The sequence below is a fragment of the Streptomyces sp. NPDC002306 genome (assembly GCF_053593435.1).
The window spans coordinates 303,978-326,554 of sequence record NZ_JBSFCK010000009.1 but is presented as its reverse complement, the minus strand read 5'-3'; the positions used below and the strand labels follow the sequence as shown (position 1 = coordinate 326,554).

Sequence of the window (22,577 nt, the reverse complement as noted above, 5' to 3'; positions counted from 1 at the left end):
GTGGCGGGGGCAGGGAAGCAGAGTGGGGGGAAGCCGTCGGGTGCGGTCCTGCCCAATTCCGATGACCCGTGGCACACTGCTGACGATCCGTCAGATACGTAGCCGGGGAGGCATCGTGGGGCGTACGCGGACACCCGTGGTTCCGGGGTGGTTCACCGGCGGCGCGCAGGACTTCAGGCTGCTCGGCACCCGTTGTGCGGCCTGCGCCTGCGTTTTCTTCCCCCGCGAGGACATCCACTGCCGCAACCCCGGGTGTCCCGGGGGCGAACTGGCGGAGGTGCCGCTGTCACGGCGCGGGCGCGTTTGGTCGTACACGGACAGCAGATACCGGCCACCGTCACCCTACGTGACCGACCCGGAACTTCCGTGGGAGCCGTACGCGTTGATCGCTGTGGAGCTGGAGTCCGAGCGGATCGTGGTGCTGGGACAGGCTGCTCCCGGGGTCACCGTCGCCGATCTGACGGTGGGCATGGAGGTGGAGGTCGTCCCCGGAGTGCTGCACGAGGACGCGGAGACGACCTGGACGACCTGGCAGTGGCGGCCGACGGGGGTGTGACGGCATGACGGACGACGTGGCGGTGCTCGGCGCGGGAATGCACCCGTGGGGCAAGTGGGGACGCGGTTTCGTGGAGTACGGCACGGTGGCGGCTCGCGCGGCCCTCGCCGACGCCGGTCTGGACTGGCGGGACATCGGCTCGATCGTGGGCGCGGACACGGTCCGTGGCGGCTATCCGGGATACGTGGCGGGGGCGACGTTCGCGAAGGCACTGGGCTGGCAGGGCGCCCGGGTCACCAGCGTGTACGCGGCCTGCGCGTCCGGGGCGCAGGCCGTGAACACCGCGCGGGCGCAGATCCTCGCGGGCCTGGCGGATGTCGTGCTCGTGGTGGGGGCGGACGCCGCGCCCAAGGGGTTCTTCCGGCCCGCCGGCGGTGACCGGCCCGACGATCCCGACTGGCTGCGCTTCCGGCTGCTCGGGGCGACGAATCCGATATATTTCGGGCTGTACGCGCGCAGGCGCATGGCCCTGCACGGGGACACAGTGGAGGACTTCGCCCAGGTGAAGGTGAAGAACGCGGCGATGGGATCGCTCAATCCGTACGCACGCTACCGCGCGCGGGTCACCGCCGAGGAGGTCGCCGCCTCCGCCGTGGTGGCCGATCCGCTCCGACTGCTCGACATCTGCGCGACCTCGGACGGCGGGGCGGCTCTGGTGCTGTCCAGCATGGAGTTCGCACGCCGGAACGGGCAGGGCGAACCGGTGCGGATCCGCGCGGTGTCGACGGTGACGCCGCGCTACCCCAGTACCGTGCTGGACCTTCCGGACATCGCCACGGACTCGGCCGCGGCGGTGGAACCGGCCGCCGAGCCGTTCCGCGCGTCGATCGGACTGGCCGCCTACGAGGAAGCCGGTATCGGTCCCGAGGACCTGTCCCTGGCCGAGGTCTACGACCTGTCCACCGCACTGGAGTTGCAGTGGTACGAGGATCTGGGCCTGTGCGCCGGGGGCGAGGCCGTGAAGTTGCTGCGCGAGGGTGCGACGGGACCGGGCGGACGCATACCCGTCAACGCGAGCGGGGGGCTGGCTTCCTTCGGGGAAGCGGTTCCGGCCCAGGCGATCGCCCAGGTGTGCGAGCTGACCTGGCAGTTGAGAGGGACCGCGGGCGAGCGCCAGGTCGTGGGAGCGCGTGTGGGGATCAGCGCCAACCAAGGATTGTTCGGGCACGGCTCGGCGGTGATCGCCGTACGCTGAGCGAAGGAGGACGGGGAGACGGGGGCCGGCGAGGGACGTGGTCCCGGTCGCGCGGACCCCTTTACGCACGCTGTGTGATCACCTCGGAATCCTGCGTGAACGTCTTATGAACTGGGCCTGGGCGCTCTCCGGTAGGGCCATCATGCTTCCCGTGGCCTCCTGGACGGATACTCTCCGTTTCGCCTTTCAACCGGTGATCAACCTCTCGACCGGCGGGGTCGCGGGGCTGGAGATCCTTGCCCGACCGGAGACCGGCGACATCCTGGCCGAGGCCCGTCGTGACCCCGAACTCGACGGCAGACTGGCGGTGTTGGCGGTCCGTGCGGCGACGCGCAAGGAGACACTGCTGCCGTTGCACGTGAACGTGTTCGCCGGCACCCTGGCCGACCTCGGCGGGCTCACCCCGCTGCACGACGCGGTGCGCCAGGCCGGCCGCCTGCCCTGGGAGGTGACCGTCGACGTCGGACCACCGTTCACACATGTGCCGCGGCGCGCGCTCCTGGAGGCGGTGAACACCCTGCGGGCACAGGGATTCCGGATCTGCGCGGACGGCGTGGGCGACGGGGACATACCCCTGCGGCTCCTCGCGGACATGGCACCGGACCTGGTGAAACTCGACGCGTCGTTGCTGGCGCGGCCGGCGGCGGTACGGTCGATGCGCACGCTGTGCGACGGGCTGGGCGCGCTGCTGTGCGTCGAGGCCGTGGAGACCGAGGTGCAGTACGCCACGGCGCTCTCGGCGGGGGCCCAACTGGCGCAGGGTGCCCTGTTCGCACCGCCGTCCAGGCTGCCCGCGGTGGACGTATACGTTCCGCCGCGTTCTCCCGGCACCCTGCCCCACCCGCGGTCGGGTCCGTCGATCCGGGAGTTCGTGCGGCCGGCCGCCCTGTTGCCCCTGACGGCGTCCGCGATTCAGGTACGGACGCTGCTGACCGGGTCGCCGGACGTGTCCGGGGTGCTGCTCGTGGACCGCTCCGGGGTCCCGGTCCGCTCCGTGCACCGGTCCAGGTTCCTGCTGTCGATGTCGGGACGGTACGGACATGCCCTGTACGCCGACCGGCCGGCCGCCAAGTTGGGGGACCCGCCGCGCACGGTCGGCATCGACGCCACGGCGTGGGAGGTGCTCGACGTGGTGGCGGTCGGCGGTCAGGGCCGTACCTCGGACGATGTGGCCGTGGTCGACCAGCACGGGCGATGCGTGGGCGTCGTACGGTTCGCGGACCTGGTCCGGGCGCTGGCCGAGTCCCGGGTCGAGGAGGCGGCCGGTCTCAATCCGCTGACGCGACTGCCCGGCTCCGACGCGATCACCTGGGAGGTCGACCGCCGGATCGCGGATGGGCTGGCGTTCGCGCTCAGTTGGCTGGACGTGGACCACTTCAAGCAGGTCAACGACGGTGCCGGGTTCGCGGCGGGCGACGAACTGATCCGCTCGGTCGGACGGGCGTTGCAGCGGGCCGCGTCCGGCAGCACCCAGGTGGGGCACATCGGCGGGGACGACTTCCTGGTGCTCGCGGACCCGGAGGGTCTTGATCCGTTGGCCGCCTCCCTGCTGGACGCGCCCTGGTCCGCGGGCGGGCGTCTCGTCACGCTGTCCCTTGCCACCGTCATGTGCGTTCCGGGCAGCGTGGCGGACCATCGGCAGGTGGCCGCCTGGCTGGCCCCGCTGAAGAAGACCGCGAAGGCGTTGCACGGTGCGAGCTGGGTTCTGGGGCGGGCGGGGCTGCCGGGGCACGAGATCCTGCGGGGTTCAGGTGCGGCGCCGGCCGGAACGCGGTGGGCGGTGGCCGAACCTGGGACCGGGTGACCGGCTGACCGGCTGACCGGCTGACCGGCTGACCGGCTGACCGGCTGACCGGCTGGACAACTCCGGGGCGCGGGCCGCGAACCGGGTCGGCCGCTCAGGGCTGAGCGAGGTAGGCGCGCCTCGTCGCCGCAGGCCAGGCGGCTGTTCACGGCTGGATCTGCCTGACGGGCCCCTGCGCCCGGGGCGAGGTAGCCTGACTCTGAAGGTCGCTGCGCCACAGCGAGCTCACCGGGCGACGACGGGTTGAGGCGGCACGCTCCGCCGGGCCGGGCTCAACCGTTGCTGTCGGTGCGCTTGACGCTCCTTGGGTGCCGGTGAACACTTCCCGGTGTCAGTCGACATCGCCGTACATTCTCGGCGTATTCCGGCACTGCGCCGCGCGGGCCTGCGAGCCAAGGCTCGTTCCCTCATGGGCGGTTCGACTGCGACGGCACGCTCGTCATGGACGCCGGGCGGGGCGCGGGACTCCCTGCCCGGCAGCAGTCGCCACGGGAAGCGCACCCCGCACGGAGCACCCGGACCGATCCCCGGGGCTCGGCCTAGGAGCCGCCATGAGCAATGGAGACATATTCGTCGGCGAGACCATCGGCACAGCGATCCTGATCCTCTTCGGCGCCGGAGTCTGCGCCGCGGTCACCCTCAGGTACTCCAAGGCGCGGGCCTCGGGCTGGGTGGTGATCGCGTTCGGCTGGGGGTTCGGCGTACTGGCGGGTGCGTACACCGCCGCTCCGCTCTCCGGCGGGCAGCTCAACCCGGCCGTCACCATCGGCATCGCGGTCGACACCGGCAAGTGGGACAAGGTCTGGGTCTACCTGCTGGGCCAGATCGTCGGCGCGGTGCTGGGTGCCGTACTCGCCTATCTGGTCTACTTCGCGCAGTTCCAGGCGAACGTCCCGGAGAAGGGCGCCACCGAGGACACGGCGGACGGACCCACCCCGACGCTCGGCATCTTCTCCACGATTCCCGAGATCCGGAATCCGGCGGCCAACCTGATCACGGAGGTCATCGCGACGGTCGCGCTCGTGCTGCCGATCCTCGCCTTCGGCCTGGTCGACGGGCTCGGCGAGTCCGGCACGCTCGTGTTGATCGTGTCGCTGCTCGTCGTCGGCATCGGTCTCTCGCTCGGCGGCCCGACGGGATATGCCATCAACCCGGCGCGCGACCTCGGTCCCCGTGTCGTGCACACCTTCCTGCCGATCCCGAACAAGGGCACCTCCGACTGGGGCTATGCCTGGATCCCGGTCGTCGGTCCGCTGGCCGGCGGAGCGCTGGCCGGTCTCATCTACAACGCAGCCTTCTGAACCGAGCTCAAGGGGTAGCCATGACCGACAACGTCGAGAAGTACGTCGCCGCGATCGACCAGGGCACCACGTCAAGCCGCTGCATCGTCTTCAACCAGGACGGCGCGATCGTCGCCGTCGACCAGCGTGAACACCGGCAGATCTTCCCCAAACCCGGCTGGGTGGAGCACGACGCCACGGAGATCTGGGCCAAGGTGCAGGCGGTCGTCGCCGGGGCGCTCGCCAACGCCGGCCTGCGTGCCGACCAGCTCAGCGCGCTCGGTATCACCAACCAGCGTGAGACGACGGTGCTGTGGGACCGGGCCACGGGCAAGCCGGTGCACAACGCCATCGTGTGGCAGGACACCCGCACCGCCTCCCTGTGCCACGAACTGGGCGGCACCGACGGGCAGGACCGCTTCCGTGAGCAGACCGGGCTGCCGTTGGCCAGCTACTTCTCCGGCCCGAAGGCGGCCTGGCTGCTCGACAACGTGCCGGGCCTCAGGGACCGTGCCGAGCGCGGCGAGATCGCCTTCGGCACGATCGACTCCTGGCTGATCTGGAACCTGACCGGTGGCACCGACGGCGGACAGCACGTCACCGACGTCACCAACGCCGGCCGCACCATGCTGATGAACCTCGAGACCCTTCAGTGGGATCCCTCCATCCTGTCCGCGATGAACGTGCCGGAAGCCGTCCTGCCCGAGATCAGGTCGTCCGCCGAGGTGTACGGAACCGGCGTCGGCCAGCTCGCCGGGGTGCCGGTCGCCTCGGCGCTGGGCGACCAGCAGGCGGCCGTCTTCGGACAGGCCTGCTACGACGTCGGAACGGCGAAGAACACCTACGGCACGGGGAGTTTCCTGCTGCTCAACACCGGCAACCGGCCGGTGCCGTCCAAGAACGGGCTGTTGACGACGATGGGCTACAAGATCGGCACCGAGGCGCCGGTCTACTGTCTCGAGGGCTCCATCGCGATAACGGGTGCGCTGGTGCAGTGGTTCCGCGACCAGCTCGGCATCATCCGGACCGCCGACGAGATCGAGACGCTGGCGGAGAGCGTCGAGGACAACGGCGGCGCGTACATCGTGCCCGCGTTCTCCGGACTGTTCGCGCCGTACTGGCGCTCCGACGCGCGCGGTGTCGTCACGGGCCTGACCCGGTACGTCACGAAGGGCCATCTGGCGCGCGCGGTGCTGGAGGCGACGAGCTGGCAGACGCGCGAGGTCGTGGACGCCATGTTCCAGGACTCGGGAGTGCAGATCACGACCCTGAAGGTGGACGGCGGCATGACCAAGAACAACCTGCTCATGCAGCATCAGGCCGACGTGCTCGACGTACCCGTGATCCGGCCCAAGGTCTCCGAGACGACCTGCCTGGGCGCCGCGTACGCGGCCGGCCTGGCCACGGGTGTGTGGAACGACCTCGACGAGCTCAAGGCGCACTGGCAGAAGGACGTCGAGTGGACGCCGTCCATGGACGCCTCGGTGCGCGACCGCGAGTACCACAACTGGCGCAAGGCGGTGGAGAAGAGCTTCGGCTGGATGGAGGAGGGCGACCACTAGACACACCCGCGTACACCGGTCGTGCGGCACACGCGCGTGGGTGTACGCGCAGAGCAGCGGCCCGTACCCCGGTCGGCGGGGGTACGGGCCGCGCGCGTGCGGACGGGGTGGCGAGGGGGCGTGCGGTCGGGATGACGAGGGAACACGCGCCCAGGTGGTGAGGCCACGCTGGTCAGTCGGTGGCGGCGTGCGGTCAGGGGGTGAGGGCCTGGCGGCGCTCCGCGGCGTACGCCATCGCGTGCTCCACCACACCGATCAGGATGTCCTTGACCGACTCGCGCTCGCGGGCGTCGCACAGCAGCAGCGGCACGTCGTCGTCGAGATCGAGGGCCCTGCGGATGTCCTCGGCCGGATAACGGTCGGTGCCCTCGAAGCAGTTGACGCCGACGAGGAAGGGTATGGCCCGCCGCTCGAAGTAGTCGATGGCGGCGAAACAGTCCTCCAGGCGGCGCGTGTCGGCGAGGACGACCGCACCGAGCGCACCCTCGGAGAGCTCGTCCCACATGAACCAGAAACGCTCCTGGCCCGGCGTGCCGAAGAGGTACAGCACCAGGTCCTCGCGCAGGGTGATGCGCCCGAAGTCCATGGCGACGGTGGTGGTGTGCTTGCCCTCCACGCCACTGGTGTCGTCGACAGGACGGCCTGCCTCGGTGAGCAGTTCCTCGGTGCGCAACGGCCGGATCTCGCTGACCGCGCCGACGAGGGTCGTCTTGCCCACGCCGAAGCCGCCGGCCACCAGGATCTTGAGCGTGACGGGCTCGACCGGGTGCTTGCCGCGCTCAGTACGCCCGAAGGTCATCGATCTCTTCTCCTGCTTGATGGGGGTCAGCCGACGGGGGGCCGTAGCCGCCGCCGCCGGGGGTTTCGACGACGAGTACGTCATCGGGACGGACGTCCACCGAGTCGCTTCCGCGGAGTCGGACGATCGTGCCGTCCGCGCGTTCCACTCGGTTGGCGCCCAGGGCGCCGGGTTCGCCGCCGGCCATGCCGTACGGCGGCACCCTGCGGTGCTGGGACAGTGTGGAGACGGTCATGGGCTCGGTGAACCGGATGCGGCGCACGGCTCCGTCGCCGCCGCGCCATCGTCCGGCACCGCCGCTGCCGGGCCGGACCGCGAACTCGTCGAGCCGTACGGGCAGCCGCCATTCCAGGACTTCGGGATCGGTCAGGCGCGAGTTGGTCATGTGCGTCTGGACGACGCTCGCGCCCGGGAAGCCCTCCCCCGCACCCGATCCGGAGGCGATCGTCTCGTAGTACTGATGGCGCTCGTTGCCGAAGGTCACGTTGTTCATCGTGCCGGAGCCCTCCGCCTGCACGCCGAGCGCCGCGTAGAGGGCCCCGGTGATCGCCTGCGAGGTCTCCACGTTGCCCGCGACGACGGCGGCCGGCGGCCGTGGCGCGAGCATGGAGCCTGGCGGCACGACGATGTTCAGGGGCCGCAGGCAGCCGTCGTTGAGCGGGATGTCGTCGTCGACCAGGGTGCGGAACACGTACAGGACGGCCGCGTCGACCACGGCGGACGGCGCGTTGAAGTTGGTGGTGAGCTGCTCCGAGGTGCCGGTGAAGTCGACGGTGGCGGAGCGGTTTTCGCGATCCACGCGCACGTGCACGCGGATGACGGCGCCCGAGTCGGTCTCGTAGGCGTACTCACCGTCGTCCAGGGCGTCGATGACCCGGCGCACCGCTTCCTCGGCGTTGTCCTGGACGTGGCGCATGTAGGCCTGCACGACGTCGAGGCCGAAGTCCTCGATCATGCGGGCGACTTCCTCGACGCCCTTGCGGTTGGCGGCGATCTGGGCCCGAAGGTCGGCGAGGTTGGTCCTCGGGTTGCGAGAGGGGTGGGACGCCTCGGTGAGCAGGCGGAGCGTCTCCCGCTCCCGGAAGCGGCCGTGCTCGGTGAGCTGCCAGTTGTCGAAGAGGACGCCCTCCTCCTCGATGGTGCGGCTGTCGGCCGGCATGGACCCCGGGGCGATGCCGCCGATCTCGGCGTGGTGGCCGCGGGAGGCGACGTAGAAGAGGATCCGGTCACCCTGCGTGGTGCCGTCGGTCCCGGTGTCGAAGACCGGGGTGATCACCGTGACGTCCGGAAGGTGGGTGCCACCGTGGTACGGGTCGTTGACCGCGTAGGTGTCCCCGGGCCGCATCGCGTCGCGCCGGCGACGGATGACCTCCTTGACGCTCGTGCCCATGGAGCCCAGGTGGACGGGGATGTGCGGGGCGTTGGCGACCAGGTTCCCGTCCGGGTCGAACAGGGCGCAGGAGAAGTCCAGCCGCTCCTTGATGTTGACGGACTGGGCCGTGGACTCGAGGCGGGCGCCCATCTGTTCGGCGATCGACATGAAGAGGTTGTTGAAGACCTCGAGGAGAACCGGATCGGCTCTCGTGTCGAGATCGGAACTCTGCGTGACCGTCGCGCGTTCCATGACCAGATGCCCGTCGTCGGTCGTCGCGGCCCGCCAGCCGTCGTCGACGACGGTCGTCGCACTGGCCTCGGTGATGATCGCGGGGCCGGTGACGGTCTCGCCGGGAGGCAGTCCCTCGCGGCGGTGCAGGGGGACGTCGCGCCAGGCGCCGCCGGTGTGGAGGCGGACCGTCTCGGGTGGGACGGGGCGGCCTTCGTAGGGGGCGAGGGCGGACAGATCGGGGGGTTGGGTGATGCCGGTGGCTTCGACGGAGAGCGCCTCGACGACGATCGGGCGGTCCAGGACGAAGGAGTACGTGGCGCGATGACGTTCTTCGAAGGCGTGGCTCATGGCGTCGGGCTCGGTCAGCTCGACGGTGAGGGTGGTGTCGGTGCCGTCGTAGCGGAGTTGGGCGTGACGGGTGATGTGGATGCGCTCGGTGGGGACGTCCTCGGCGAGGAGTTCGGCGCGGGCGGCGGCTTCGAGGTCGTCGGCCGTCTTGTGGACGCCGGGCATGGCGGCGGCTTCCAGCGGCGCCTCGACGGACTGTTCGCGCATGGCCGTGGTGTCGGCCAGGCCGATGCCGAGCGCGGACAGGACACCGGCCATGGGCGGCACGAGGACCGTACGGATGCCGAGCGAGTCGGCGACCTTGCAGGCGTGCTGACCGCCCGCGCCACCGAAGGTGGTGAGCGCGTAGCGGGTGACGTCGTGGCCCTTCTGGACCGAGATCCGTTTCACGGCGTTGGCGATGTTGGCCACGGCGATCTGGAGGTAGCCCTCGGCGACCTGCTCGGGGCTGCGGTCGTCGCCGGTCTGTTCCCGGATCCCGTGCGCGAGGGTGATGAAACGGTCGCGGACGAGCCCCGCGTCGAGGGGCTGGTCGCCGTCGGGGCCGAACACCTGGGGGAAGTGGGCGGGCTGGACGCGGCCGAGCATGACGTTGGCGTCGGTGACGGTGAGCGGGCCACCGCCGCGGTAGCAGGCGGGGCCCGGGTCCGCGCCCGCCGAGTCCGGCCCCACGCGGTAGCGGGAGCCGTCGAAGTGCAGGACCGAGCCGCCACCGGCGGCGACGGTGTCGATGTCCAGCATGGGCGCGCGCAGCCGCACCCCCGCGATCTGCGTGGTGAAGACCCGTTCGTACTCGCCCGCGAAGTGCGAGACGTCGGTGGAGGTGCCGCCCATGTCGAAGCCGATGACACGGTCGAAACCGGCGAGCTTCGACATGCGGGCCATGCCGACGATGCCGCCCGCGGGGCCGGAGAGGACGGCGTCCTTGCCGCGGAACTGTCCGGCTTCGGTGAGTCCTCCGTTGGACTGCATGAACATCATGCGTACGCCGTCGAGTTCGCCGGCCACGTGCTGGACGTAGCGGCGCAGCACGGGCGAGAGGTAGGCGTCGACGACGGCGGTGTCGCCTCGGGGGACGAGCTTCATCAGCGGGCTGACCTCGCTGGACAGCGAGATCTGCGGGAAGCCGACGCGGGCGGCCAGCTCGCGGACGGCGTGTTCGTGCCCGGGGTGGAGGTGGCTGTGCATGCAGACCACCGCGACGGCCCGGATCCCGTCGTCGTAGGCCTGTCGGAGGGGGCCCGCGAGGGAGTCCAGGTCGGGGGTGCGCAGGACCGTGCCGTCGGCGGCGATGCGTTCGTCGATCTCGATGACACGTTCGTACAGCGGCTCGGGCAGTTCGATGCGGCGGGCGAAGATGCGGGGCCGGTTCTGGTAGGCGATGCGCAGGGCGTCGCGGAAGCCGCGGGTGATGATCAGCAGGGTGCGCTCGCCCTTGCGCTCCAGGAGTGCGTTGGTGGCGACCGTGGTCCCCATGCGGACGGACTCCACGGGCTCCCCCGAGCCGTCGAGCAACTCGCGTACGCCCGCCACCGCCGCGTCGGCGTAGCGCGCGGGATGGTCCGAGAGCAGCTTGTGCGTCAGCAGCCGGCCGTCCGGGCGCCGCGCGACGATGTCGGTGAAGGTACCGCCCCGGTCCACCCAGAACTGCCAGCCTGTCACGTCTTCACTCCGCTTCCGCGCTGCTCACAGCGCCCGGAGGCCGTTGATCACGTCGCGCAGAATACTCTCGTCCGGCAGTTCGGCCGGAGGAACGGGCCGGGTCACATGGACGAATTCCCCGGCGACCAGATCCCCGATGAGGACCCGCACCACTCCGATGGGCAGGTCGAGTCCGGCGGCGAGTTCGGCGACCGACTGCGGGGTGCCTCGGCACAGCTCGACGATGTCCACGTGTTCCGGGGACAGGCTGTGGTCCACCTCCGGGTCGTCCCCGTGGGGCTCGGTGACGACCACCGCGATCAGATCGAGTCGGTGCTGAGCCGCACTGGTGGTGCGGCCGCGCGTCATGGCGTACGGACGGACAACCGGTCCGGCGTCGTCGTCGAACCAGTGGCGTCTGCGCTGACCGTCTGTGCTCATGACATCTCACTACCCGCCCGAGGACAGATCGGTGCGCGGGGCGGCGCCCAGATGTACGCCCACTCGCTTCACCAGCAGCGTCATCTCGTAGGCGACCTGGCCCACGTCCGAGTCGGCGTCCGCGAGGACGGCGAGGCAGCTGCCGTCACCGGCGGCCGTCACGAAGAGGAAGGCCTCGTCGAGTTCCACGACCGTCTGACGGACGTTGCCGGCCTCGAAGTGACGGCCCACGCCCTTGGCGAGACTGTGGAAGCCCGACGCGACGGCGGCGAGGTGCTCGCCGTCCTCGCGGGTGAGGTCCTTGGACACGCCGGTGGCGAGCCCGTCGCCGGAGAGCACGACGGCCTTGCGAATGCTCGCGACGCGGTCCACCAGTTCGTCGAGGAGCCAGTTCAGCTCGCCCTTGCCGGTCGCGCTGTCGTCGGTCGCCTTCGGTGCGGTCATCGACCGTCCCCCTTTGTCGTTCGTTGTGGTGCTGTGCCGCTGTCTGCGTCGTCGCCCACGGCATTCTCCTCGCGGCCGCGTTGCCAGCCGCGCTGGAGCGAGGCCATGCGGCTGCGTACCTCGTCGGCGTCGCGCTCCGCGAGCTCCGTGCGGTCCTCGCGCCGCGCCTGGGTCTGTTTCAGCTGCGGAGCCAGGTTGGCCTGCCGTACGCGGCGGGGCAGGACGGCGCTGCCGGAGCCTGCCTCGTGAGGCGCTGTGCCGCGGGGCGGAGCGGTGTCGTCCGGGCGGTTCGACGGGAGGGCGGCGGGCCTGGTGGCCCTCCTGGGGAGCGCCGGGCCATCCGGCGACTCGTCCGAGGTGTGGGTCTGCGGGGCAGCGGGCTCGGTGAGCTCGGTGCCGTGGTCGGCCACACCGGTCCCGCGTCGCAGTGGCGTCGTGGCACCGCGGCGGCGGGTCGGCAGGGGGGCTGGGCCGTCCTGCCGGGCACCGCGCGGGCCGGGGAGCGCGGAGCGTTCCTCGTCCGCCTCCGCGCGTCGCGAGCGCTGTTCGGTGACCGGGCGTCCGTGGGAGCTGACCAGCTTGGGCGTGCTCCGGCGGGGCAGCGGGACGGGAGCGCTCAGGTGCTCGTCGGGGTCGATGCGCTCGTCCGCGCCGTGTGGGTCGGGCAGGCGGCGGTGTCGCTCGTCGGTGTGTCCGCTCGCGCCGTCCGCTACAGGGGCGACCGTGCGACGCGGACGGAACAGTCCGCCGCGCTCGCTGTCCTCGCTGTCGAGCACGCCGGGGAATCCGTCCAGGGCGTCGAGATCGACGGGTGCCTCCAGCTCGACCGGCCCGTTCAGCAGCGAGGGCAGGCCCGGAAGCTGCACGGGCAGCTGGGCGAGCGCGGCCCGTCGGCTCTCGGCGGGCGTCTCCTCCTTCGGCGGATGCGGCCGGTCGAGGCGGAAGCCGATGCCGTTGGTGTCGGGGACGTCGTCCGTCAGCAGGATGTCGGGGATGAAGACGACGGCGGTGGTGCCGCCGTAGGGGGACGGCTGGAGGGAGACCCGGACGTTCTGCCGCTGGGCGAGCCGGCTGACGACGAACAGTCCGAGCCGGTCGGTGTCGGACAGCTCGAACTCCGGCGTCTCGGCGAGCCGGAGGTTGGCGTCCAGGAGCGCTTCGGCGGTCATGCCGAGACCACGGTCGTGGATCTCCAGGGTGAAGCCGTTGGCGACGCGTTCGCCCAGCACCTGGACGGCGGTGTGGGGCGGCGAGAACACCGTGGCGTTCTCCAGGAGTTCGGCGACGAGGTGGGTGAGGTCGGTGACCGCCGGGCCGGTGATGGCCGTCCGGGGCAGTCTGCGGACCTCGATGCGTTCGTAGTCCTCGACCTCGGCGACGGCCGCGCGCACGATGTCCATGAGCTGGATGGGCTTGCGCCACTGCCGCGAGGGGGCGGCGCCGGAGAGGATCACCAGTCCCTCGGCGTGCCGACGCATGCGGGTCGTGAGGTGGTCGAGGCGGAACAGGTCGGCGAGTTCCTCGGTGTCGTCGGTCCGGCGCTCCATGGTGTCGAGCAACGTCAGCTGCTTGTGCAGGAGGACCTGGCTGCGGCGGGCGAGGTTGACGAAGACCTCGGAGACCCCGGACCGCAGCTGGGACTGTTTGACGGCGGCCTCGACGGCGGCCCGTTGCAGGGTGTTGAGGGCCCGTCCGACCTCACCGATCTCGTTCCTGTCGAACTCCAGGCGCGGTACTTCGGTCTCGACGTCGACCTGTTCCCCGGCGGACAGCCGGCGCATCACGCTGGGCAGCCGCACACCGGATGCCTCGTGGGCCTCCAGTCGCAGCTGGCGCAGGTCTCGGATGAGGCCGCGGCCGACGCGCACGGACAGGAAGAGCGAGAACATCACGGCGATCAGACCGAGCACGCCGACGGCGGCGGCCTGGACGATGACGCCCATCGCGACCGGGCGGGCCCGGTCCTGGTAGCGGTCGCCGGCCTGGGCGTCGAGGGTCCCGAGTTCGTCGAGCACGCTCCCCGCCGCGGTGTCCCAGTTCTTGGCGGTGACGCCGCGGGGCATGCGGTCGGGCCTGGCCGCGATCACGGACTGCTCGGCCGTCCGCAGCGGAGCCGTGGTGGCGTTCTTCCAGAACCGCTCGTAACGGTCCCGCTCCGCGGTGGGCAGTTGGGCGAGGCTGATGTCGTACACCGCGTCCCGCTGGGCCTCGAAGTCGGAGACGTCGCGGATCTCGTCGTGGGTGATCCGGCCGACGACCAGGGCGGAGCCGAGCAGCGCGTCTTCCCGCGAGAGCAGTTCCCGGGCGCGGGCCACGTTGACGAGCGCCCGGTACTGCTTGTCCATCTCGACGCTGTCGACCACGTCCAGGGTGGACAGCAGGGCGTAGCAGGGGTCGATCAGCCGGTTGTAGAGGTCGAGGGCCTGGGCCCGGGAGACGGTGCCCTCCTCGACGCTCCGGCGCAGGGAGTCGACTCCGTCGAAGGCGTCGAGGACGGCGGTGAGTGCCTCGGCGTCGTCCTGGTCGAGGACGTCACGGATGCCGGCGTCGTCGGCGTTGCCACGGATCTCGGCGATGGCGCGGTCCGTCGCGGCCCGGTTGCGATGGAGCGCGGACAGCGCGTCGGAGGCCCGGGGGTCGGCCAGATAGACGAGGGTCTGGCGACGCTCCTGCTGGACGACGTGGACGGTGTCCTCGATCGGGTATCCGATCTTCTCCACCACCGACGACGCGGTGAACAGCCGGTTCGCCTCGCGACCCGTGAGTACCGTGGCGAAACCCCAGACGGCGGTCAGGGACACCAGCGGCACGAGAAGCAGCGCCACGATCTTCCGACGGATCGACTTCCCGCGAAAGCGCATGGCCTCCCCCAGCTCGACCCCCGTACGGAAGGGGGTACACAGTGCGTCAACAAACGGCGCGAGCCTACTACTGACGCACAGGTAACTCGAAGGGCCGTCCGGAGGCCGAACTTCCGTACCCGCGGCAAGACATACGGAGTTGTCCGGTCATTGCGGGAGATTGCCTCCCGGGATCCCCTCGGGTCCGAGGAGCCGGATCCGCCCTACGTCTTTGGCCAGTTGGCCAGAATTTTGCGCCTGTTGGGAATCTTCGGGCGACTTCGTTCGTCTATCTCTACGGGAACCGGGGGCGGAATCGGCCACAGGAGCCGCATCCCGCACCCGGGCGGCGTAAAACAGCGCAAGCCGGGCAGCCACTGGGGAGTCGGGGTCTTCGGACCGAACACGCGGTCTGCTGGCGGTGGGGAGTGACACGGTGATGGGCACGGTGGAGCGGCACGAGGCGCCTCAGGAAAGCGCGGTGGCGCACAGGATGGCGCAGCGGCGCCCCGAGGCACCGGATCGCGACATTCCGGCGGACGGGGGCCCGGCGCGAGCGGCCGTGCCCCAGGCTCGCGGATCGGTTGAGGACCTGGCGCGGGAGCGACCTCGGTATCGGCCGTTGTGGGTCGAGGAGCCCGCGCGGCGGCGTCGGATGCCCGACCCGGTGCGTACGGCGGCCGTGCGCGCGGTGATCATCATCGCCGTGACGCTGATACAGGCGATGACGGCCTTCCTGTGCACCCTGGCCGGGTCGTGGCTGGCCTTCCCGATGGTGATCAGCAGTGTGGCCGGCACCGTGGTCGCCACGTGGGGCGCGCTCGACGTCTGGGTGACCCGCCAGGTGTGGAACCAGCGCAACGGCGTCGTGTCGGCCCCGAACAGCACCGCCCGGTCACTGCGCCGCGAGCGTCGCAGGGCTCGGCGGCAGGCACGCACCACCGAGCGGGCCAACGAGCGGATACGCCGGGCAGGAGGCACCGGGCAGTTGTCGCACTCCTGAGGCCACGGCCGTCCGCACCACGTCCCGGTATCGCGTGGCGGCCCCGGCCTCAGAGCACGGCCGACGCCACTCGGCCCTCCCCACGCGACAGCTCGCGCCGTGCGCGTGTGAAGGGGCGCGGCCGGTCCACGGAGAGCACCGCGGTCGTCCGGCCGTCCCGTTCGTAGCGCGCGAGGAAGCCGTCGTCGGCCGGTGCGCCCTCCGCGAGGGCGCCCTCGGTGATACGGACACGGTCGCCGTCCCGGCGCCGGCCGGCGAACTGGATACGGGTGCCGTACTGGTCCGACCAGAAGTACGGCACCGACCGCGCGGTCTCGACGGTTCGCCCGGCCAGCAGGTTGGTCACGGCGACGCGCGGCTGCTCCGTCGCGGAGGTCCAGTGTTCGGCGCGGATCCCGCCGACGCGGGCCACGTCGCCGACGGCGACCACCTGCGACAGCGCGGTCACACAGCCGTCGTCGCAGCGGACGCCGTCCGCCACGGCGAGCGTCGAGCCCGCCAGCCAGCCGGTGTTGGGGGTGGCGCCGATGCCGACGATCACGATGTCGGCGGGGAGGGTACGGCCGTCGGAGAGTTCCACGCCGGCGACGGCGACCGCGCCGCGCAGTCCCGCGACGCCGATGCCTGTCACCAGTTCCGTCCCGCCCCGGCGGTGCAGGGCGGCGCATACGGCGGCCATCTCGGCGCCGAGTTGGGGGACGAGCGGGAGCGGGGCGGCCTCGACGACCGTCACGCGGTGGCCGAGGGCGGCGCACGAGGAGGCGGTCTCGGCGCCGATGAAGCCACCGCCGATGACGACGACCTGGCGCGGGCCGCGGACGAGTTCCGCGCGCAGGGCGCGGGCGTCGTCGAGGGTGCGCAGGGTGTGGACGCCGGCGAGGCCATCACTGGGAAGGCGACGGGCGCAGGCGCCGGTGGCGATGACGACACCGTCGGTGGAGACGGTACGACCGTCGTCGAGGAGCACGGCGCGGCCGCGGGTGTCGAGGCTCCGGGCCCGGACGCCGAGGACCCATTCGGCGTCGAGTCCGGCCGATTCCTCGCCGTCGGTGAGGGCGAGGTCGTCCTCGCTCGCACGGCCGGTGAGAAAGTCCTTGGAGAGGGGAGGGCGGTCATAAGGGTGGTGGGGCTCGTCGCCGACGATCACGAGTCGTCCGTCGAATCCCTGAGTGCGCAGTTCCCGGGCGGCGTACAGGCCCGAGAGCGAGGCGCCGACGACGGTGACGGTCCTCACGCGGCGCTGCCCTCCCGCGCGATGAGGTGGACGTGGATGACGCCGTCGTCGACGGTGACCCGGTGGGTGCGCACGGGACGGCGGGCCGGTAGGCAGGTCGGCTGGCCGGTGCGGAGATCGAACGAGGCGGCGTGCAGCGGGCATTCGACGACGCAGCCCTCCAGCCATCCCTCGGAAAGGGAGGCGTCCTGGTGGGTGCAGGTGTCGTCGATGGCGTAGAGCTCACCGTCGTCGGTGCGGAACACAGCGACGGGCGGGGTGGTCTCGACGCGGACGGACTCACCCGCGGGGAGGTCTTCGAGGCGGCAGACGGGAATCACGGGCCCCCCTCTCGGCCCCGGGACGCACGGTCCGGGACCTGCTCGGTCCAGGCGGTCAGGGAGCTCGGACCATTGCGGTCCGGGCGGTGAAAGCAGCAGAAACGGCAACGCGGACAGCGGAGCGCGACCAGCGGAAGGCGGAGTCGGCAGACGGCAGACGGCAGACGGCAGACGGCAGACGGCAGACGGCAGACGGCAGACACGGAAGCGGAAGGGTGAACGCGTGGCAGAGCCGAAGTGCGGACGCGCGGCAGAGCGGAGATGCCGGGCGGGGGAAGCGGACGGAGCGACGGAGCGTCCTTGGTCCGGCTTGCGCGGAGCCCTTCCGAGATCCGGACGCTTCGGTAACATGATGTTTCGTATGACGCATGAACGCGCGCTATGCGCAACAGAATCCGGGCGAGGCGACCGTCGCGTCAAGGGTTTCCCGCAGATGCGGCCCAAACAGGGCTGTCAGGTGGTGAGAGTCGAGCCATGACCCGCACGCAGAAGCAGTCCGACCGCGGCGCGGAGAACGAGGCGAATCAGGAGCGGCCCGGCGGCAGAGGCGCGGCGAGCGCCGTGCAGTCGGTGGACCGCGCCGTGAGTGTGCTGGAGATCCTCGCCCGGCACGGCGAGGCCGGCGTCACCGAGATCGCCGAGGAGTTGGACGTGCACAAGTCCACCGCGTTCCGGCTGCTCGGTGTCCTGGAGAACCGTGGCCTGGTGGCCCAGGCCAAGGACCGCGGGAAGTACTACCTGGGAGCAGGCGTACTGCGCCTGGCGGGGGCGGCGGCCGTGCGGCTGGACATCTCGCAGGAGGGTGTCCCGGTGTGCCGGGAGCTCGCCGACGAGCTGGGCGAGACGGTGAACATCGCGGTCCTGGACGACGACGCGGCCGTCAACATCATGCAGGCCCGCGGCACCGCGTCCGTGACGGCGCAGAACTGGCTCGGCAGACGCACTCCGCTGCACGCCACCTCCAGCGGGAAGGTGCTGCTGGCGCACACCACGCCGACCCTGCGCGAAGGTCTGCTGGCACGCCCCCTGCCGCGCTTCACCGAGCGCACGATCACCGGTGCGTCGATGCTCCGCGGCGAACTGGAGGCCGTGGTTCAGGAGGGCTACGGAATCACCGTCGAGGAACTCGAACTCGGCCTGACCGCGGTGGCCGCGCCGGTCCGGTCCCACGACGGCAAGGTGATCGCCGCGATCAGCGTCTCGGGACCGGTGTACCGGTTGAACAGCGACCGTCTGCCGGAGCTGGCGAAGCGGACGGTGGCGGCGGGGGCCGAGCTGTCCCGCCGGATGGGGTACGGCTTCTGACGTAGGGCGCGTCCCCTGCGAAGTGCGGCACGGGGCCGGGTTTCGACCGGCCCGCCGCCGCTGTGTGTCCGTCAGGTTTCGTCCGCCCGGCTCCTTTTGCCAAGGGTTAACTCGCGCCTCTTGACGGCTGCTTGATGGCGTTCTCAAGATGTCCCTCATCGCGCAACCGATCGTGCACTGCGCAACAGCAGAGGAGCTTGGTCGTGCCTCACGAGGTCCGTGCCGTAGTCGCTGTGAAGCGGGAGGGCGCGATCACGGACGACTTCCCGTGCCTCATCGACCAGTACCTGTACCGGCTGTTGGACCTCCCCGCCTTCGTGACCACGACGCTCGACCCGTGAGTGATCCCGACCCCTCGCAATCCATGAGCCCGACTCCGCTCGACCCATGAGCCCGACCCTCGCAACGCGACTCCCCGACGGACCGCAGGGCCCCGCCCAGCCCACCAACCGCCCAGCCCCCGAACCGACTCCCCGCGCTCTCCGCAGCACCCCACCCCGGCAAGGAGGGGCATGTCCGGCATCCCCGTACACCGTGCCCACGAGAACCGCCCCCCGTCCCCGCGTGTGATCGTCATCGGCGCCGGGATCGTCGGCTGCTCCCTCGCCGACGAGCTGACCGCCCGTGGCTGGACCGACGTCACGGTCCTCGAACAGGGCCCCCTGCCCGCGCCCGGCGGCTCCACCTCGCACGCGCCGGGCCTCGTCTTCCGGACCAACCCGTCCAGGACGCTCGCGGAGTTCGCCAAGTACACGGTCGAGAAGTTCGGCGCGCTGGAGGTCGACGGCGTCCCCTGCTTCCACCAGGTCGGCGGCCTGGAACTGGCCACCACCCCCGAGCGCCTGGCCGACCTGCACCGCCGGGCCGGCTACGCCGCCGCCTGGGGCATCCGGGGCGAGGTGGTCGACGCCGCCCGCTGCAAGGAACTCTGGCCGCTCATCGACGAGTCGACCGTCCTGGGCGGCTTCCACACTCCCGAGGACGGCCTGGCCCGCGCGCTGCTCGCCTCGCGCGCGCAGCTGGACCGGGCCACCGCCCGCGGCGCCCGCTTCCTGGACCGCCACACGGTCACCGGGATCGAGCGGGAGCACGGCAGGGTCACCGCCGTGGTCACCGACCAGGGCACCTTCCCGGCGGACCACGTCGTCTCCGCGGCCGGTTTCTGGGGCCCGGTCATCGGCCGTATGGCCGGGGTCGACGTACCTCTCCAGCCGCTGGCCCACCAGTACGCGAAGACCCCGAGGCTGCCCGAACTGGCCGACGCCGCCTCCGAGGCGTCGATGCCGATCCTCCGCCTCCAGGACCGGGACCTCTACTTCCGCGAGCACACCGACCGTATCGGCATCGGTTCGTACGCCCACCGGCCGCTGCCCGTCGATCCGTTCGCGGTGCTGCCGTACGACGAGGCGCGCGCACGGCACGGGGACATGCCGTCCTCGTATCCGTTCACCGCCGAGGACTGGGCCCCGAGCTGGGAGGACTGCCGTCGGCTGTTCCCCGCGCTGCGGGACGTCGACGCGGCCGACGTCGAGGAGGGCTTCAACGGCGTCTTCTCCTTCACCCCCGACGGCATGCCGGTCCTCGGCGAGTCACGCCGACTGCGCGGCTTCTGGCTGGCCGAGGCCGTCTGGGTGACCCACTCCGCCGGGGTGGCGAGGGCCGTCGCCGAGTGGATGGTCGACGGGCGCCCGTCCCTGGACCTGCACGAATGCGAGCTCACGCGGTTCGAGGAGGCGCAGCGTTCACCGTCGTACGTCCGTGAACGCGGTGCTCAGCAGTTCGTGGAGGTGTACGACGTCCTCCACCCCCTGCAGCCGATGGAACGGCCACGCCCGCTCCGTGTGAGCCCCTTCCACGCCCGTCAGCAGCAGCTCGGCGCGTACTTCCTGGAGGGCGGCGGCTGGGAGCGCCCGCACTGGTACGAGGCGAACGCCCCGCTCGTCGACGCGCTCGGCCCCCTCCCCGAACGCGACGCCTGGTCGGCCCGGCACTGGTCGCCGATCGCGGCCGCCGAGGCGAGGGCCACGCGCGAGAGGGTCGCCCTGTACGACATGACCCCCCTGCGGCGCCTGGAGGTCACCGGCCCCGGAGCCCTCGGCTTCCTGGACCGCATGACCAGCAACAACCTCCGCAAGAAGCCCGGCGCGGTCACCTACACGCTGCTCCTGGACGAGACGGGCGGCGTCCGCTCCGACCTCACCGTGGCCCGCCTCGCCCCCGACCTCTTCCAGGTCGGCGCCAACTCCCCCGCCGACCTGGACCGGCTGCTGCGCCACGCCCCGGCGGACGTACAGGTCCGGGACGTCACCGCCGGCACCTGCTGCGTCGGGGTCTGGGGCCCGCTGGCCCGCGATCTCGTACAGCCGCTGAGCCACGACGACTTCTCGCACGAGGGGTTCGGCTACTTCCGCGCGAAGCAGACGTACATCGGGCACGTGCCGGTCACGGCGCTGCGTCTGTCGTACGTCGGCGAGCTGGGCTGGGAGTTGTACACCACCGCCGACCTGGGGCTGAGGCTCTGGGACACGCTGTGGGAGGCCGGCCAGGAGCACGGCGTGGTCGCGGCCGGGCGCTCGGCCTTCAACTCCCTGCGGCTGGAGAAGGGATACCGCGCCTGGGGCACCGACATGACCGACGAGCACCACCCGTTCGAGGCGGGCGTCGGCTTCGCCGTCCGCATGGACAAGGACGGCTTCGTCGGCCAGGAGGCCCTGCGCGCGCTCCGGACCCGGCCCGGCCCACCGCGCAGGCTCACCCCCCTCCTGCTCGACGACCCCGCCGCCGTGGTCCTCGGCAAAGAGCCCGTGTACGCCCCCGCCCCCGGCTCCGCCCGACCGGGAGACGACCCCTCCGGGTACGTGACCAGCGCCGGTTACGGCTACACGCTGGGCCGCTGCGTCGCGTACGCCTGGCTGCCGGTGCTGGCCACCGGCACCGGCGTGCACATCGAGTACTTCGGCGAGAGGATCCCGGCGACCGTCGCCGACGAGCCGCTCTTCGACCCGAAGATGACCCGCATCCGCCGATAGGAGACGCGCATGTCCCCCACGTACGACGTGATCGTGATCGGTCTCGGCGGAATGGGCAGCGCCGCCGCGCACCATCTGTCCGCGCGCGGCGCGCGGGTGCTCGGCCTGGAGAAGTTCGGCCCGGTCCACAACCGGGGTTCCAGCCACGGCGGCTCGCGGATCACCCGGCAGTCCTACTTCGAGGACCCGGCCTACGTGCCATTGCTGCTTCGCGCGTACGAGCTGTACGACGAGCTGGAGCGGGCGACCGGCCGGCAGATCGCCACCCTGTGCGGTGGGGTGATGGTCGGGCGGCCCGACTCGCGGACCGTCGCCGGCTCACTGCGCTCCGCGCGGCAGTGGGATCTGCCGCACGAGATGCTGGACGCGCGCGAGATCCGCCGCCGCTTCCCGACGCTGACGCCGAGGGACGACGAAGTGGCGCTCTTCGAGACGAAGGCGGGGCTCGTCCGGCCCGAGAACACGGTCGCGGCCCATCTCCAGCTGGCCACCCGGCAGGGCGCCGAGCTGCATTTCGAGGAGCCGATGACGCGCTGGGAGCCGTACCGGGACGGCGTTCGCGTGCACACGGCCGAGAACACCTACACGGCGAGCCACCTGGTGGTCTGCCCGGGCGCGTGGGCACCGCGGCTGCTCACCGACCTCGGGGTGCCGTTCACCATCGAGCGGCAGGTCATGTACTGGTTCGAACCCCGGGGCGGTGTCGAGCGGTTCCTGCCGGAGAAGCATCCGATCTACGTCTGGGAGGCCGCGGACGGCGTCCAGGTCTACGGATTCCCGGCCATCGACGGCCCCGGCCTCGGCGCCAAGGTCGCCTTCTTCCGCAAGGGGCGGGTCACCACCCCGGAGACGATCGACCGGACGGTCCACGAGGAGGAGATCGGGGCGATGGCCGACCACATGTCCGGCCGCATCCCGGACCTCCCCGGCACCTTCCTGAAGGCCGTGACCTGCATGTACTCCACCACCCCCGACGAGCACTTCGTCATCGCCCGCCATCCCGCGCACCCGGAGTCGGTGACCGTGGCCTGCGGGTTCTCCGGGCACGGCTTCAAGTTCGTGCCGGTGGTCGGGGAGATCCTCGCCGACCTGGCGCTGACCGGCTCCACCGCGCACCCGATCGGTCTGTTCGACCCCGCCCGCCTCGCCACCGCGTCCGCCTGAGGAGCC

The 22,577-nt window shown here is 71.3% G+C and carries 17 protein-coding genes; 10 read left to right on the top strand and 7 right to left on the bottom strand.

The window, feature by feature from the left end; translation table 11 throughout:
* The first annotated feature begins 136 nt into the window (after positions 1–136).
* The 5 genes from ACWCQK_RS20785 to glpK all read left to right on the top strand — a co-directional run bounded on the left by ACWCQK_RS20785 (position 137) and on the right by glpK (position 6,397).
* Positions 137–556, top strand: a complete 420-nt coding sequence (locus tag ACWCQK_RS20785; protein WP_451156880.1) for a Zn-ribbon domain-containing OB-fold protein — start codon at positions 137–139, stop codon at positions 554–556.
* 4 nt (positions 557–560) lie between these two features.
* Positions 561–1,751 carry a lipid-transfer protein gene (locus ACWCQK_RS20780; RefSeq protein WP_451156850.1) on the top strand — a complete coding sequence of 397 codons (1,191 nt, stop codon included), beginning with the start codon at positions 561–563 and terminating at the stop codon, positions 1,749–1,751.
* Between the two features lie 151 nt (positions 1,752–1,902).
* Entirely contained in the window at positions 1,903–3,555 is a 1,653-nt protein-coding gene (locus ACWCQK_RS20775) for an EAL domain-containing protein (RefSeq protein ID WP_451156848.1), read from the top strand.
* A gap of 551 nt (positions 3,556–4,106) precedes the next feature.
* A complete protein-coding gene (locus tag ACWCQK_RS20770) occupies positions 4,107–4,856 on the top strand; it encodes an MIP/aquaporin family protein (protein WP_451156846.1) in 750 nt (249 codons plus the stop codon).
* Positions 4,857–4,876: 20 nt separating this feature from the next.
* The gene (gene glpK, locus ACWCQK_RS20765) at positions 4,877–6,397 is read left to right on the top strand and encodes a glycerol kinase GlpK (RefSeq protein ID WP_451156844.1); all 1,521 of its coding nucleotides are present in this window, start codon (positions 4,877–4,879) and stop codon (positions 6,395–6,397) included.
* Between the two features lie 193 nt (positions 6,398–6,590).
* On the opposite strand, the gene ACWCQK_RS20760 is transcribed toward glpK, so the two are convergent.
* From ACWCQK_RS20760 to ACWCQK_RS20740, 5 genes are read right to left on the bottom strand one after another with little or no spacing between them, the layout of a single operon-like run.
* Complete coding sequence (locus ACWCQK_RS20760; protein ID WP_451156842.1) at positions 6,591–7,196, bottom strand: GTP-binding protein; 606 nt, start codon at positions 7,194–7,196, stop codon at positions 6,591–6,593.
* Positions 7,177–10,812 carry a hydantoinase B/oxoprolinase family protein gene (locus tag ACWCQK_RS20755; RefSeq protein WP_451156840.1) on the bottom strand — a complete coding sequence of 1,212 codons (3,636 nt, stop codon included), beginning with the start codon at positions 10,810–10,812 and terminating at the stop codon, positions 7,177–7,179. Before ACWCQK_RS20755 ends, ACWCQK_RS20760 begins: the two co-directional genes overlap by 20 nt.
* A 24-nt stretch (positions 10,813–10,836) precedes the next feature.
* Complete coding sequence (locus tag ACWCQK_RS20750; RefSeq protein ID WP_451156838.1) at positions 10,837–11,232, bottom strand: DUF742 domain-containing protein; 396 nt, start codon at positions 11,230–11,232, stop codon at positions 10,837–10,839.
* A 9-nt stretch (positions 11,233–11,241) separates the two neighbouring features.
* Positions 11,242–11,676 carry a roadblock/LC7 domain-containing protein gene (locus ACWCQK_RS20745; RefSeq protein WP_451156836.1) on the bottom strand — a complete coding sequence of 145 codons (435 nt, stop codon included), beginning with the start codon at positions 11,674–11,676 and terminating at the stop codon, positions 11,242–11,244.
* Entirely contained in the window at positions 11,673–14,537 is a 2,865-nt protein-coding gene (locus ACWCQK_RS20740; RefSeq protein WP_451156834.1) for a nitrate- and nitrite sensing domain-containing protein, read from the bottom strand. Before ACWCQK_RS20740 ends, ACWCQK_RS20745 begins: the two co-directional genes overlap by 4 nt.
* 418 nt (positions 14,538–14,955) lie before the next feature.
* On the opposite strand from ACWCQK_RS20740, the gene ACWCQK_RS20735 reads away from it, so the two are divergent.
* A complete protein-coding gene (locus tag ACWCQK_RS20735) occupies positions 14,956–15,519 on the top strand; it encodes a hypothetical protein (protein ID WP_451156832.1) in 564 nt (187 codons plus the stop codon).
* Positions 15,520–15,568: 49 nt separating this feature from the next.
* Here ACWCQK_RS20735 and ACWCQK_RS20730 read toward each other — a convergent pair whose 3' ends face one another.
* Positions 15,569–16,753: an NAD(P)/FAD-dependent oxidoreductase gene (locus ACWCQK_RS20730; RefSeq protein WP_451156830.1), complete on the bottom strand. Its 1,185-nt coding sequence runs from the start codon at positions 16,751–16,753 to the stop codon at positions 15,569–15,571.
* Positions 16,750–17,073 (bottom strand): bifunctional 3-phenylpropionate/cinnamic acid dioxygenase ferredoxin subunit, encoded by a 324-nt coding sequence (locus ACWCQK_RS20725; RefSeq protein ID WP_451156828.1) that lies wholly within the window; start codon positions 17,071–17,073, stop codon positions 16,750–16,752. Before ACWCQK_RS20725 ends, ACWCQK_RS20730 begins: the two co-directional genes overlap by 4 nt.
* Positions 17,074–17,547: 474 nt before the next feature.
* On the opposite strand from ACWCQK_RS20725, the gene ACWCQK_RS20720 reads away from it, so the two are divergent.
* The 4 genes from ACWCQK_RS20720 to solA all read left to right on the top strand — a co-directional run bounded on the left by ACWCQK_RS20720 (position 17,548) and on the right by solA (position 22,571).
* The gene (locus tag ACWCQK_RS20720; RefSeq protein WP_451156826.1) at positions 17,548–18,378 is read left to right on the top strand and encodes an IclR family transcriptional regulator; all 831 of its coding nucleotides are present in this window, start codon (positions 17,548–17,550) and stop codon (positions 18,376–18,378) included.
* Positions 18,379–18,581: 203 nt separating this feature from the next.
* Positions 18,582–18,719, top strand: coding sequence for a hypothetical protein (locus ACWCQK_RS20715; RefSeq protein WP_451156824.1), 138 nt, complete (start codon positions 18,582–18,584; stop codon positions 18,717–18,719).
* A 171-nt stretch (positions 18,720–18,890) separates the two neighbouring features.
* Complete coding sequence (locus ACWCQK_RS20710; protein WP_451156822.1) at positions 18,891–21,407, top strand: GcvT family protein; 2,517 nt, start codon at positions 18,891–18,893, stop codon at positions 21,405–21,407.
* Between the two features lie 9 nt (positions 21,408–21,416).
* On the top strand, positions 21,417–22,571 hold the full coding sequence (solA, locus tag ACWCQK_RS20705) for an N-methyl-L-tryptophan oxidase (RefSeq protein ID WP_451156820.1): 1,155 nt from the start codon (positions 21,417–21,419) through the stop codon (positions 22,569–22,571).
* Positions 22,572–22,577: the final 6 nt, after the last annotated feature.